Source organism: Klebsiella sp. 2019SCSN059 (genome assembly GCF_021739525.1).
In the GTDB taxonomy this organism is placed as follows: domain Bacteria; phylum Pseudomonadota; class Gammaproteobacteria; order Enterobacterales; family Enterobacteriaceae; genus Klebsiella; species Klebsiella quasipneumoniae.
In genome coordinates this window covers 1-12,833 of the sequence record NZ_JAKKOM010000017.1, presented here as the reverse complement: position 1 = coordinate 12,833, position 12,833 = coordinate 1, and the positions used below count along the sequence as shown (strand labels likewise).

Annotated in this window: 11 protein-coding genes; 7 read left to right on the top strand and 4 right to left on the bottom strand. The window is 62.1% G+C overall.

Features of this window, described 5'->3' with window-relative positions; translation table 11 throughout:
• The 3 genes from L2I46_RS17420 to L2I46_RS17410 are packed head-to-tail and all read right to left on the bottom strand — an operon-like array spanning position 1 to position 3,274.
• Positions 1–831 (bottom strand): ABC transporter substrate-binding protein, encoded by an 831-nt coding sequence (locus L2I46_RS17420; RefSeq protein ID WP_032452632.1) that lies wholly within the window; start codon positions 829–831, stop codon positions 1–3.
• A gap of 23 nt (positions 832–854) precedes the next feature.
• Positions 855–1,727, bottom strand: a complete 873-nt coding sequence (locus L2I46_RS17415) for a phytanoyl-CoA dioxygenase family protein (RefSeq protein WP_065882212.1) — start codon at positions 1,725–1,727, stop codon at positions 855–857.
• Positions 1,728–1,753: 26 nt separating this feature from the next.
• Complete coding sequence (locus L2I46_RS17410; protein WP_023289441.1) at positions 1,754–3,274, bottom strand: amino acid ABC transporter permease/ATP-binding protein; 1,521 nt, start codon at positions 3,272–3,274, stop codon at positions 1,754–1,756.
• Positions 3,275–3,762: 488 nt separating this feature from the next.
• Here L2I46_RS17410 and L2I46_RS17405 point away from each other — a divergent pair, with 488 nt between their 5' ends.
• From L2I46_RS17405 to L2I46_RS17375, 7 genes are all read left to right on the top strand, one after another.
• Positions 3,763–4,677, top strand: coding sequence for a LysR substrate-binding domain-containing protein (locus L2I46_RS17405; RefSeq protein ID WP_004204026.1), 915 nt, complete (start codon positions 3,763–3,765; stop codon positions 4,675–4,677).
• A gap of 170 nt (positions 4,678–4,847) precedes the next feature.
• Positions 4,848–6,104, top strand: a complete 1,257-nt coding sequence (locus L2I46_RS17400) for a flavin-containing monooxygenase (protein WP_102002224.1) — start codon at positions 4,848–4,850, stop codon at positions 6,102–6,104.
• Positions 6,105–6,130: 26 nt separating this feature from the next.
• Entirely contained in the window at positions 6,131–6,565 is a 435-nt protein-coding gene (locus L2I46_RS17395) for a RidA family protein (RefSeq protein WP_044522612.1), read from the top strand.
• Positions 6,562–7,236, top strand: a complete 675-nt coding sequence (locus tag L2I46_RS17390) for a DUF1028 domain-containing protein (RefSeq protein ID WP_044522615.1) — start codon at positions 6,562–6,564, stop codon at positions 7,234–7,236. The genes L2I46_RS17395 and L2I46_RS17390 overlap by 4 nt, the downstream gene beginning before the upstream one ends.
• Positions 7,214–8,398, top strand: coding sequence for an acetylornithine deacetylase (gene argE / locus L2I46_RS17385; RefSeq protein WP_406943777.1), 1,185 nt, complete (start codon positions 7,214–7,216; stop codon positions 8,396–8,398). Before L2I46_RS17390 ends, argE begins: the two co-directional genes overlap by 23 nt.
• 24 nt (positions 8,399–8,422) lie before the next feature.
• Positions 8,423–9,241, top strand: coding sequence for a phytanoyl-CoA dioxygenase family protein (locus tag L2I46_RS17380; RefSeq protein ID WP_236948065.1), 819 nt, complete (start codon positions 8,423–8,425; stop codon positions 9,239–9,241).
• Between the two features lie 22 nt (positions 9,242–9,263).
• On the top strand, positions 9,264–10,247 hold the full coding sequence (locus tag L2I46_RS17375; RefSeq protein ID WP_074423194.1) for a zinc-dependent alcohol dehydrogenase family protein: 984 nt from the start codon (positions 9,264–9,266) through the stop codon (positions 10,245–10,247).
• A 2-nt stretch (positions 10,248–10,249) separates the two neighbouring features.
• Here L2I46_RS17375 and tynA read toward each other — a convergent pair whose 3' ends face one another.
• Complete coding sequence (gene tynA, locus L2I46_RS17370; protein WP_064154698.1) at positions 10,250–12,517, bottom strand: primary-amine oxidase; 2,268 nt, start codon at positions 12,515–12,517, stop codon at positions 10,250–10,252.
• Positions 12,518–12,833: the final 316 nt, after the last annotated feature.

Here is a 12,833-nt window from a genome sequence, read left to right as displayed (position 1 = left end):
TTACTCCGCTTTTGGCATCAGGGTCTGCAGATCCTCTGCCGTCGGCGCCTGGAAGTGATATTTCTTCAGCAGAGCGGCGTATTCCGGCGTGGCGCTGTATTTTTTCAGCGCCTCTTCAAGGGCGGTTTTCACCTCAGTGTTGCCTTTTTTAACGCCAAAGCCGTTCAGCACCGGATAGATCAGGGTGTCAGAGGCGATCACCACCCGGTCGCCCAGCTTTTCCACCACTCCGCGCGCCACGGCGGCGTCGGTGATCTGCGCATCCACTGCGCGCGACAGCAGCGCCTGGGTGGTCTGCGGGTCGGTGGTATAGACGCTCAGCGCAATCGGCTTCAGCCCCTTCTTCACGCAGTAGTCGGCGGAAAGCTTCTGCAACTGCGCCAGCCACGAGGTGGCGCCCATCGAGCCGATTTTATGCCCGCAGAAGTCTTCCGGGGTCTTTGGCTGATAGTCGCTCCCTTTACGGGCGAGGATCGCTTCCCCGCTTTTCAGGTACGGCACCATGTCGATCACCTTCAGGCGCTCGGCGGTAATGTACATCGACGAGTTGGTGATATCGAAGCGCCCGCCCTGCAGTCCGGGGATCAGGTTGGGGAAGCGGGTATCGATATTCACCGCCTCGCGGCCCATGCTCTTCGCCAGGCCGTCGAGCAGTTCAATATCAAACCCCGCCGGCTTATTGTTCTCCATATACTCGTAAGGGAAAAAGGTCATGTCCGAACCGGCGGTGATCTTGCCGCTTTGCTGGAAGGCCAGCGCGTTCAGGGATGTCAGAGCCCCCGCTGCGCAGAGCAGCAGAGCCAGCGGGCGTGGTGCGAAAAAGCGTGTCATAAAACCTCCGGAGTGTGGGCGAATTACATGCTGGCGCGATCGGCACCGGCCTGCTGAACAAAAAACGAAGCGCCGCGCGGCTTCTGCGGCAGACGAAGCTGGTTATCGGTGCTGCGCACCAGACCGCTCTCTTCCCCGGCCACCAGCTGGCCGGCATGGCGGCTCGGCAGCGGGTTTTCGCCGAAGGGCAGCGCATCCTCGGCGGCGTAGACGCTGATGAACAGGGTGCGCGGCAGGGCGGTTTCGTTGGGGCTGGAGGCGTGCAGCAGGCGGGTATGCATAAAGCAGACTGAGCCCGCCGGGCCAAAACAGGCCTGCGGCTGCTGGCAGTGAGTCGTCACCACCTCGTCATCCACCGCTCCGGTGAAGCGCCCCTCCTGCCAGTGGGACCACAGCGGCCCCTGATGGCTGCCCGGCACCACGTTGAGCGGGCCATTCTCCGGCGTCACCTCGCTGACCATCAGCAGGGCGGTGATGATGTCGTCATTGCTGTGCGGGGTGAAGAGGAAATCCTGATGCCATTTCACCTCGGTGGCGGTGTGCGGCAGCTTGGAGTTAATTTTGCTGTGGTGAAAGCGGGTGCCGCTGCCGCCGATCAGCTGCGCGGCGATGGTCGCCATCCGCGAGTTGAGCGCAGTATGGCGATACGCTTCGGAGATCTCCGTCGGGGAGGCGACCCGGCGCAGCGACGGATGGTCGGGAGCATGGTCGCGCTCGATATCGAAGCGCGGCCGCCCGTCGAGGGTTTCCCCCCACGCCGACGCGTGGCGGCGGCTCTCCTCGACCCAGCCGTCAAAATCGCTCTGCAGAGTGGCGATGTCGGCGGCGGAAAGCACCCCTTCGACCACCAGATAACCCTGCTGATGAAACTGCTCAATTTGCCACTGCGCAATCATAGTTTTTCCTCTTCACGTCCCGATAGTTAAGCCAGAGAAACATCTTTCAGAAAGGCCTCGACCCGCGGGTGTTGCCCGCTGCGCATCGCCTGCGGCGTGTCATCGCACACCACCCGGCCTTTCTCCATAAACACGATCCGGTCAGACACTTTGAAGGCGAAGTTCATCTCGTGGGTGACGATGACCATCGTGATGCCTTCATGGGCCAGGGATTCGATAACCTGCAGCACCTCATTCACTTTTTCCGGATCCAGCGCCGAGGTGGGCTCATCGAACAGCATGATCTGCGGACGCATCATCAGGGCGCGGGCGATTGCCACCCGCTGCTGCTGACCGCCGGAGAGCTGGTGCGGATACTTCCAGGCGTGCTCCAGCATGCCCACCTTGTGCAGCAGCTCGCAGGCGTGCTGGCGCAGCTCCGCGTCGCTTGCCAGATGGTGATAGCGCGGGGCCAGCAGCAGATTGCCGAACACGGTCAGATGCGGGAACAGGTTGAAGCTCTGGAACACCATGCCGATATTCAGACGGTGTTCGGCATTCTCCATAAAGCGCGGCTTCTGCTGCCCCTGACGGTCGAGATGAATAAAGGGCTGGCCGTTAATCTGAATTTCGCCGTTGTCGATCTGCTCAAGACCGTTCAGCAGGCGAATGAGGGTGGTTTTTCCCGAGCCCGACGGGCCGATGACCGACACCACTTCGCCGGGCTGGATCTGCAGGCTCACCGCCCCCAGCACTTCGACGTTGTTGTAGGCCTTATGCAGCTTAGAGGCCTGCAGCGCCGGCTCATGGCCCTGGGAGACGCTGCGCGCCATCGCCGGGCGGCGGGCGGTCGCCAACTGCTGCATCTCGGCATCCACCGGCCGGGCGGTGTCGCGTCGGGTGACATCGAGGTAGTTCTCCAGCCGTTTCAGCAGAAAATCGAACACCGTGACGATAAAGATGTAATAAAACGCCACGGCGGTCATGGTCTCCATGACCAGAAAGTTCTGCGAGTAGAGCTGCTGGCCGACCATCAATATTTCGGTCAGGGAGATCACCGACACCAGCGAACTGAGCTTCACGATGGCGATATACTCATTGGCCAGCGCCGGCAGGGCGACGCGCAGCGCCTGGGGAATGATCACCCGCCACTGGATCCCGGCGTAGCGCAAACCCAGGGCCCGCGCGGCTTCACTCTGCCCGCGGGGGATGGAAAGCAGCCCGCCGCGATGGATCTCGGCGATATAGGCCGCTTCGCTGAGGACCATCGCCAGCAGGCCGGCCCAGAAGGGGTCGTTCAGCACCGGCGCGAAGGAGGGCAGCGCCTGCGGCATGTTGTAGACAAAAATCAGCAGGACCAGCAGCGGCATACTGCGAAATAACCAGATATACAGCCGGGCAGGGGTGGATAACCAGCCGCGCGGCGACTGTTTAGCCAGCGCCAGAATAAATCCGAGCACAATACTGCAGCCCCAGGTCAGCAGACTTAATTTAATGACGGTCCAGGTGGCCCACCAAAAATCGGCATCGCTGAGCAGGCTTAACATGTAGTTCCAGTTAAACGTCATGGGCTATTTCACTCGTCATAATTAACCTAAATGAAAGCGGCTCGGCTGTGCATTAATGGGGAGCCGCCGGTGTTCATCGTGCGAATACACTATGCTGGCAGGATGCTTTCAGAGGCAATTAGTAAATTTTTGGTCTTTAAGTTTAAAAAAACTATACAGCGTTATTAACGATATGGAATTTAAAGTGATTATCAGGACACTTTGCGTAAACAATTTAAAAACAATAGCTGTAATTCAATAACGCCATTTTATGCAGACAGGTTATTTTGCGCGAAACTGGGGCGACCTCTGCCTGCTCAATGTGCAGCGTGATGCATGATGGTGCAAACGGGGAAATAAACCGCGCCGGCGCGGGAGGAGAAAAAATAATATCGCCCCCTGGCGGGCAATGCGCCGCCATTCTTCGCGGGTGGCACGCGGATTGCTTGGGACTTAGAGGAAAACTATTCCCCGCGTGCGCCGGACCATATTTTATCAATGGTGATGCTATGAACCGATTTACCCTGAAGCAGCTCAAATATTTCGTCACCGTGGTGGAGACGGAGAGTATCGCCGAGGCCTCCCGCCAACTGCACATTGCGCAGCCGTCGATTTCCATTGCCATTAAGAATCTGGAGAGCACCTTCGACCAGCAGCTGTTTATTCGCCACCATGCGCAGGGCGTCTCGCTCACCTCCAGCGGTCGGCGGATCTACGATAAAGCGAAGGAGCTGCTGCGCCTGTCGTGGGAATTTGAGCAGAATTCACGAGCGGATAAAGAGCTGGTTTCTGGCATGATCTCCATCGGTTGCTTTGAGTCGGTGGCCCCGCTGTATATGCCGAAGCTGGTGGCCGGGTTTAAGAAATGCTATCCGGAAATTACGCTGCATCTGTATGACGGCGAACAGCATGAGCTGATGCATGGCCTGCACCGCGGCCGCTTCGACCTGGCGCTGGTCTATGATCTGGAGCTCGGCCACTCGATCAATAAAGAGCGGCTTAATGCCCCGCATAAACCCTACGCGCTGCTGCCCGCCGCGCATCCGCTGGCGCAAAAGGCGCAGGTGACGCTGCAGGAGCTGAGTCGCGAGCCGATGATCCTCCTCGATGCGGTCCCGAGTAAAAATTATTTCATCTCCATCTTTAAGGAAAAGGGCTATCACCCGGAAGTGGCTTACAGCTCCCCCTCTATCGAAATGGTGCGCTGTATGGTCGGCCAGGGGCTCGGTTTTTCGGTGCTGGTCACCCGGCCCTGCTGCGATATGACCTACGATGGCGAAAGGGTGGTGCAGCGGGATATTGCCGACGACATGCCCGCCTCAACCTTAATTATGGCGCACCTCGCTAATAATGAGCCGACTCGGCCGACGCAACTGTTTATGGATTATTGTCGCAGTATCGAATTAACCCCCTCTCACGGCTGAAATAATGCCTGTCGATCCGGCAGGCGTTATTTTTTCTGTCGCCACTCAGCCTCGTAAAATTCTATTCAGTCGATCGTTTTATAATATTTTACCAATTCGTCACAGTTAAATAACCTGAAAGCCGTCAATTCCGGCGACCTCGTCGGCAACTGTGCTTGAAGGATAGAGAAATGACTGAACAGATAACCGAGATCGATACCCTGGTGGTCGGCGCGGGGCAGGCGGGCGTCGCCATGAGCGAGCATCTGACCCGGCTGGATATCCCCCATCTGGTGCTGGAGAAACAGGGTATTGCCCAGGCCTGGCGCAGCGGGCGCTGGGATTCGCTGGTGGCCAACGGCCCGGCCTGGCACGATCGGTTTCCGGGGATGGTGTTCCCTGACTGCCCGCCGGACAGCTTTGTCGGCAAAGAGCAGGTTGCGGACTATTTTGCCGCCTATGCCCGCAGCTTCAATGCACCGATCCGCACCGGGGTGGAGGTGTACAGCGCCGAACGCCTCGCCGGGCGGCCGGGCTTTCGTGTCGACACCTCAGAGGGGGTGATTGAGGCGCAGCGGATCGTGGCGGCTACCGGACCCTTTCAGCGCCCGACGATCCCGGCCATCGCCCCGCAGAGTGAGGCTATTCAGCAGCTCCATTCGGCGCACTATTTTAATCCGCAGCAGCTGCCGGAGGGCGGCGTGCTGGTGGTGGGGGCCGGATCCTCCGGCGTGCAGATTGCCGATGAGCTACAGCGTGCCGGACGCGCTGTGTGGCTGTCGGTGGGGGCGCACGACCGGCCGCCGCGTCGCTATCGCCAGCGCGATTTTTGCTGGTGGCTCGGCGTGCTGGGGATGTGGGACGCTGCGGCCAATGCGCCGGGGAAAGAGCATGTCACTATCGCGGTGAGCGGCGCGCGCGGCGGCCATACCGTCGATTTTCGCCAGCTGGCGCATCAGGGGGTCACCCTGGTGGGGCAGACTCGCGGCTTTGAAGGCGCCAGGGCACTGTTCCACCCCGACCTGGCCGAGAATATCCGCCGCGGCGATGCCTCCTATCTTGCGCTGCTCGACGCCGCCGACGACTGGGTCGCGCGCAACGGTTTGGATCTGCCCGAAGAGCCCTCCGCCCGTGACTTTCTGCCCGACCCGGCCTGCGTCAGCGACCCGCTGCTTAGCCTCGACCTGGCCGAGGCCGGGATCGGCGCCATCATCTGGGCGACCGGGTATACCACCGATTATCGCTGGCTGAAGGTCAACGCCTTCGATGACGCGCAGCGGCCGCAGCATCACCGCGGCGTGTCGACGGAGCCGGGGGTCTATTTCCTCGGCCTGCCGTGGCTGTCGCGGCGCGGGTCCACCTTTATCTGGGGCGTCTGGCACGATGCCAAATATATTGCCGACCAGATCGCCATTCAGCGCCAGTATCAGCGCTACCAGCCGTCCTGATAACCGATTCCTGAAGGAGTGCTTTGATGCCAACCCATACCCGTATTCGCATGTTTAACACCAAAGAGACCTACCCAAACCAGGCGCTGAATAACGATCTGTGCCAGGCGGTGCGGGCGGGGAATACCGTCTACGTTCGCGGCCAGGTCGGCACCGATTTCGCCGGCAACCTGATCGGCCTCGGCGACCCGCGGGCCCAGGCGGAGCAGGCGATGAAGAATGTCGAACAACTGCTGAAAGAGGCCGGCAGCGACCTCTCGCATATCGTCAAGACCACCACTTATCTGATCGACCCCCGCTATCGCGAGCCGGTCTATCAGGAGGTGGGCAAATGGTTGAAAGGGGTCTTCCCCATCTCCACCGGGGTGGTGGTGTCGGCCCTGGCGCAGCCGCAGTGGCTGATGGAGATTGACGTCACGGCGGTGATCCCCGACGACTGGCAGGGGGAGGCGACAGAATGACCCTCTCCCTTACCGCCCGCTGCCCGGAAACGGGTCAGTTGGGCATCGCCATTAGTTCATCGAGCATGGCCGTCGGGTCGCGCTGTCCATGGCTGCTGCCCGGCGTGGGGGCGGTTTCCAGCCAGAATATTACCCTGCCGTCGCTGGGGCCGCAGATCCTCAGCGCGATCGAGGCGGGGGCCAGCGTTGAGCAGGCCATGAAACAGGCTCTGGCGGAGGATCGCTTCCGCGAATATCGCCAGGTCGCGGCGATTGACGCCAACGGCGACACAGCGGTGTTCAGCGGGGAGTTCACCCTCGGGATCGGCGGCGCCCTGGCGGGGGATAACTGCGTGGCGGCGGGCAATATGCTGGCCAGTCAGGGCGTGATCGCCGCGATGGTGGGCGCCTTTGAGGCCGCCACCGGTGAGCTGGCCAGCCGGCTGCTGGCCGGGCTGCGCGCCGGGATCGTCGCCGGGGGCGAGGCCGGCCCGGTCCACTCGGCGGCGGTGAAGGTGGTGGATGATTACCCGTGGCCGGTGGTCGACCTGCGCATTGACTGGGCGGAGGCGGATCCGCTGGCGGCCCTTGAGCAGCTGTGGCTGGCGTGGGAGCCGCAAATGGAGGCCTATATTACCCGGGCGCTCGACCCGCGCGAGGCGCCGGCCTATGGCGTGCCTGGCGATGAATAACACGCCGGGAGCGATCCTTGCCGCGCTGCTGGCCTTTGATACCACCAGCCGCCATTCGAACCTGGCGATGATCGACTGGATCGCCGATTTTCTCGCCGCCCGCGGCGTGGCGTCCCGCCGCTTTTATGACCCGTCGGGCGGTAAGGCCAATCTCTACGCCCGCCTGGGGCCGTCCGGCGGCGGCGGGGTGATGCTCTCGGGCCACACCGACGTGGTCCCGGTGGACGGGCAGGACTGGAGCGTGCCGCCGTTTAGCCTGACCGAGCGCGATGGCCGCTACTACGGCCGCGGCAGCGCCGATATGAAGGGCTTTCTCGCCTGCGTGCTGGCGGCAGTGGATGACTTTCTGGCGGCGCCGCTGCGGATGCCATTGCATCTGGCCTTCTCCTATGATGAAGAGGTCGGCTGTCTCGGCGTGCGTAGCCTGGTGGCGTTTCTGCAGGCCTCGCCGGAGAAACCGGCGCTGTGCCTCATCGGCGAGCCGACGGAGATGCAGCCGGTGTTCGGTCATAAAGGCAAACTGGCCATGCGCTGCTGCATCGAGGGCCAGGCCTGCCATTCGGCCTATGCCCCACAGGGCGTGAACGCCATCCGCTACGCGGCCAGGCTGATTAACCGCCTGGATCGGCTGGGCGCGGGTCTGGCCCGGCAGCAGGACAGCCGCTTCTCGCCGCCCTTCAGCACTCTGCAGGTGGGCACCATTCAGGGCGGCGCCGCGCTGAACATCGTCCCGCAGTCCTGCCGCTTTGATTTTGAGATCCGCTACCTGCCGGGGATGCGTCCCGAAGCGGTCACCGAGGCGCTGGCGGCCTACGCCCGCCGCCGGCTGCTGCCGGAGATGCGCCGGGTCGGCGGTGAGAGCGACATCCAGTTTCAGCTGTTGAGCCACTACCCGCCGCTGCTCAGCGATCCGCAGTCCGACTTCGCCCGCTGGCTGGCGCAGTGGTGCGGCAGCGATCGGTTTTCCACCGTGGCGTTCGGCACCGAAGGGGGGCTGTTCGATGAGATGGGCGTCGCGACCCTGGTCTGCGGGCCGGGCAGCATGGCCCAGGGCCATAAGGCCGATGAGTACGTCAGCATCGACCAGACCGAACGCTGTATGACGATGCTGGGCCAGCTGTGCGCCTGGATGCGCGCCGAGCCCGCAGAACCGCTTACCTGATCCACCCACACAGGAACCCAAGCGATGCACAATCAACACTCTCCCCATATCGATCAAGCGACTGTCGACCGCTGGCAGGCGGATGGCGTGGTATTACTGAAGGGCGTTTTTACCCCCTGGGTTGAGCGCCTCACTGAGGGGGTCACGGCGCTGATGGCCAGCCCCAGCGAATATGGTCATGCGCGCACGGTGATCCCCAAAGATGGCTCGCCGCCTTTCTTTCAGGATTACTGTAACTGGTCGCGGATCCCGGCGTTTAGCGAGTTTGTCTTCCAGTCGGCGGCCGCGGAGATCGCCGCGGCGCTGATGCAGTCGCAGACGGCGAAATTTTTCCATGAGCATACGCTGGTCAAACCCGCCGGAGGCAGCACGGTCACCCCCTGGCATCATGATCAGCCGTACTATTGCGTCTCCGGCCGGCAGAACGTCAGCTTCTGGATCCCGCTGGACCCGGTAGCGGAGGCCACCTCGCTGCGCTGCATTCGCAGGTCGCATCGCTGGGAGGCGGAGTACAGTCCCACCCGCTTCAATGGCACAAAGCTCTACGAGCACACCCGGTTCAGCGCGCTGCCGGATATCGACGCCCATGAGGATGAGTACGATATCGTCAGCTGGGCGCTGGAGCCGGGGGACGCGGTGGCCTTCCATTTTCGCACCGTCCATGGCGCCCGCGGCAACCCCGGGGCGCGGGCGCGACGGGTCTTCTCCGCCCGCTGGGTGGGGGATGACGCCGCGTTTGCCGACCGCGGCGGCGTGACCTCGCCGCCGTTCCCCGAACTGACTCTGCGGGACGGCGACCCGCTGGATTCGCCACTGTTCCCCCAGGTCTGGCCACCGGCGTAAGCGGCTGCGGACGGGATCTGCTATGATCCCGCCTTTCGTTGTCTGGAGCCTGTCGATGTTCAATGACGCCATTGTTTATGACCGCTACGGGCCGCCGGCCGCGGTGCTATCGCTGAAACGCACCCCGCTGGCGCCGCTGGCCGGCGGACGGGTGCGGGTCAGGATGCGCTATGCCCCGGTGAATCCCTCAGATCTGATCCCCATTACCGGCGCCTATCGCCACCGTACCCGACTGCCGGCCGTGCCCGGCTACGAAGGCCTTGGCGAGGTGGTCGCCGCGCCGTTCGGCAGCCGACTGACCGCGGGCCAGCGGGTGCTGCCCCTGCGCGGGGGCGGCACCTGGCAGCGGTTTATCGATCTGGATGAGACCTGGCTGGTGCCGGTTCCCGCGGCGGTTGACGATCTGCTGGCCGCCCGCGGGTATATCAATCCGCTGACCGCGATGCTGATGCTCAGACGCTGGCCGGTTGCCGGGAAACAGATCGTGCTGACCGCCGCCGCCTCCTCTTGCGCCAGCCTGCTGGGGCAGTGGGCGTTGGCCATGGGCGCCCGTTCGGTAAGCGGGATTATTCGCTCGCCGCAGCATCGGGCGCGTCTGGAGCTGGCCGGGATCTATCCGATCCTTGAGGCCGACCGGGCGCTGGTGGAGAAGGTCAGCCAGCATAGCGATCTGGTGTTTGACGCGGTGGGCGGGGAGCTGGGGAACACGCTGTTGTCGGTGCTGCCCGCGTCATCGACCCTGATCTCCTATGGCTTATTATCCGGACGGCCGCTGATCCAGACGCGCGCCAGCGCGGCGGTGCGCAAGTTTCATCTGCGGGAGGCGCTGCCTGGCCTCAGCGTGGCGGCATGGCGGGCGGCCTTCGACGAGATCTGGCAGCGGCTGCCGACGACCACGCAACCGCCGGCCCGGCGGGTGGCGTTGAACGACTGGCGGGAGGCGATTGCCGCCGCCGGCCAGCCGGGAAGAGGCGGTAAAATCCTGCTCGATTTCACCGTGGGTTAAGATTACTGTTTCTTCTCGCCGAGGGTCGGCGTTTCGTCAAAGAAGTTCCATGGCTTCAGCAGGGCGTGCGCCCATTCGGTTGGCATGATCGGCCACTCTTCAGCCCGCGCCACGTGGGTGGTGCCGGTGGTGATCCACACCACGTCATCCTGGTGCGTCAGCGACTCATCGTCCTTCGCATACTGGCCTAACCCGGTATCGTGAGCGGAGCGGTTGGGGTATTTGCCTTCCGGATAGCGTTCGCTCGGGTGGTAGCGCGTCACCCACAGCTGTTTATCCATAAAGCTCAGACGATGGTAGATCCACTCGTCCGGGGCGAATTTGGCGCCGGTCGCCGCCGGATGGGTGCCGCCGGCGTAAGGGATTATCTGGTAAGAGACCGGGTTGCCCATGCGGTTCTCTTTGCTGGTGTTGCTCAGCAGGCGAATCGTGCCCGGGTCGAATTTCTGCGCCGCTTTCTGTTCGCTGTCGATCGTGTACTGATTCACCTGCATGGTGCTGGTGCGCGGGCCGCCGGCGGTGTTGGGCTTCACCTCCGGGTCCATCGCCACCAGGGTGTTGTTTTCGCCGTCCACGTCGAGGTCGAGACGGAAGTTATAGATATGCTGGTGGGTGGTGCCGACAATATTATGGTCGATCAGCGTTCCGTAGCGGGTATCCTCTTTGGCGCTAGGGTCGTGCATGGTCTTCGCCAGCACGCCTTTCACCGCCTCAATCCCGGTGGCGCCGGCGTCGATACCGATGGTGCCGTTGTCGTGGAATACCCAGTCAAAGATATAGTCGTAGTTGCCGACGGTGCTGATCCAGCGCACCACCAGCTCCCGGCGCTCGGTACTGACGTTGGGCTTGCCCATCTCCAGGTGCTTATATTCCGGCCCGGCGTAGCGCTCGAAGATGGCGACAGCGTGCGGGATGGTGGTCGGCGCGCCGGTGTAGTCGGCGATGGTTTCATCCAGCAGCACCGCATTCGACGGCGCGTCTTTGCCGCGTACAATCGGCGAGGTCAGGGTGCCCATGCCGTAATCGCCGGAGTCCAGATAGGCTTTGAAATACCAGCCGACGTCCGGGTCGCCGTAGGGGACGATCATCCCGCCGAGGGAACCTTCATACATCACCTGGCGTTTTTTGCCGTTATCGTTGTAGGTCACCGTCGAGAGGATGGGCCCGACGCGCGAGTTAAGACGCAGGTGGAAATCCCAGTTCCGCCAGTGAATGGTATCCCCGGTAATGGTGTAGTTTTTGCCTTCCGGTTCAGTAATATCCAGCGGTTTCACCGCCGGGGCGTTGCGGTCCCGGCCATCATACGGCCGCGGTTCCATCGGCACCGGGATCACCGGGCCTTCCTCGATTTTGATGATTTTCTTCGCTTCCAGGTCGACCACCGCCACCAGGTTTTCAATCGGGTGCGCCCAGTAGTTGCCGTCGCCGGTATCGAGATAGCTGACCACCTTCAGCAGGCGCGCATCCTGCTGCAGGCCATCTTTGCCATCGAAGTAGCCGACGGTGAGCGGGGTGGTGACCACTTTTCCAGGATCGGTAATCCCGTGCTTTTTCAGCACCGTCGCGAATTCACTGCTGGCGTTGATGATGTTCTGCACGCTGGCGAAATCATCGAGCAGCACCATGCCGTGGGCGCCTTTGATCGGCGTCCATGAGAGGATTTTTTTGTGTTGCAGATCGACCACGGCCTCCATCACCTGTTTGCCATCCAGCATCACCACATCGGCAGTGCGCGGCGCATCCACCGGCGTGCCCTGCAGGGCGAAGGCCCATACCGCCGCTTTATCCGGCTCATGCAGGGAAATTTCGCTAAACCGGGTATTAGGCTGGAATTCCGGCGCGGCTTTGACAATGGTCACCGCGTCGCTGATTTCCGCTGCCGAGAGCGAGTTTAATGGGTGAGGGCGCTTTTCCACCTGGAAGGTCTGGTCGAGACCGGACTGGAACACGTCGTTGATGAAGGTATCGGAGACCCAGGCTTTACCGTCCTTCATCACCACCGGCACCGGCAGATCAAGGGTTTTGCCGTTGACGATCGCGGTTTTAGCGCCGGGCTTCACTTTGACGTAAGCGCCGTCTTTTATCAGGGTAAACATTTGCGCATAGTCGTCCCACTGCACGTCAGCGCCAAACGCCTCCAGCGTTTTATCCAGTGGCACCATGTGCGCCTCGCTGCCGTGAGCGAAAACCGGGGATTGCCAGGCGCAAACCACCGCCACGGCCAGCGCCAGCGCGGTTTTACGAGGGGAAAATTTCAAGCCGTTTGCCATGATGACCTCATCTTATTGTTGTGTTGTCTTATGCCGCTGCGAATGTCGGCTTTGTCACCCTTAAGCTACCAGCCCGCGGCGCCGGGGCGTTTGTTTGCTCTTGCCAGGTTATTTGTCAGGTTTGCCAGACGGACGTAAAAAATGCCTCCGCAGAGGCATGGAGCACGTGCGCCGATTTTTTGCCGGTTGGCGGCTGCGCCTTTCCCGGCCTACCTGTCCGGGTCTGACTGCCAGTAGGTCCGCGCAAGCGCAGCGCCGCCGGGCAAGGACAGCGGGCACGGAGCCGGTTTTGTGCCGGGTGGCGGCTGCGCCTTAC

What these genes read in the sequence shown, in the direction of transcription:
- argE (WP_406943777.1), top strand. Translation starts at nt 7,214, where the DNA reads ATGGCGTGCCTGGCGATGAATAACACGCCGGGAGCGATCCTTGCCGCG.
- L2I46_RS17420 (WP_032452632.1), bottom strand. Translation starts at nt 831, where the DNA reads ATGACACGCTTTTTCGCACCACGCCCGCTGGCTCTGCTGCTCTGCGCA.
- L2I46_RS17390 (WP_044522615.1), top strand. Translation starts at nt 6,562, where the DNA reads ATGACCCTCTCCCTTACCGCCCGCTGCCCGGAAACGGGTCAGTTGGGC.
- tynA (WP_064154698.1), bottom strand. Translation starts at nt 12,517, where the DNA reads ATGGCAAACGGCTTGAAATTTTCCCCTCGTAAAACCGCGCTGGCGCTG.
- L2I46_RS17395 (WP_044522612.1), top strand. Translation starts at nt 6,131, where the DNA reads ATGCCAACCCATACCCGTATTCGCATGTTTAACACCAAAGAGACCTAC.
- L2I46_RS17415 (WP_065882212.1), bottom strand. Translation starts at nt 1,727, where the DNA reads ATGATTGCGCAGTGGCAAATTGAGCAGTTTCATCAGCAGGGTTATCTG.
- L2I46_RS17400 (WP_102002224.1), top strand. Translation starts at nt 4,848, where the DNA reads ATGACTGAACAGATAACCGAGATCGATACCCTGGTGGTCGGCGCGGGG.
- L2I46_RS17405 (WP_004204026.1), top strand. Translation starts at nt 3,763, where the DNA reads ATGAACCGATTTACCCTGAAGCAGCTCAAATATTTCGTCACCGTGGTG.
- L2I46_RS17380 (WP_236948065.1), top strand. Translation starts at nt 8,423, where the DNA reads ATGCACAATCAACACTCTCCCCATATCGATCAAGCGACTGTCGACCGC.
- L2I46_RS17375 (WP_074423194.1), top strand. Translation starts at nt 9,264, where the DNA reads ATGATCCCGCCTTTCGTTGTCTGGAGCCTGTCGATGTTCAATGACGCC.
- L2I46_RS17410 (WP_023289441.1), bottom strand. Translation starts at nt 3,274, where the DNA reads ATGACGTTTAACTGGAACTACATGTTAAGCCTGCTCAGCGATGCCGAT.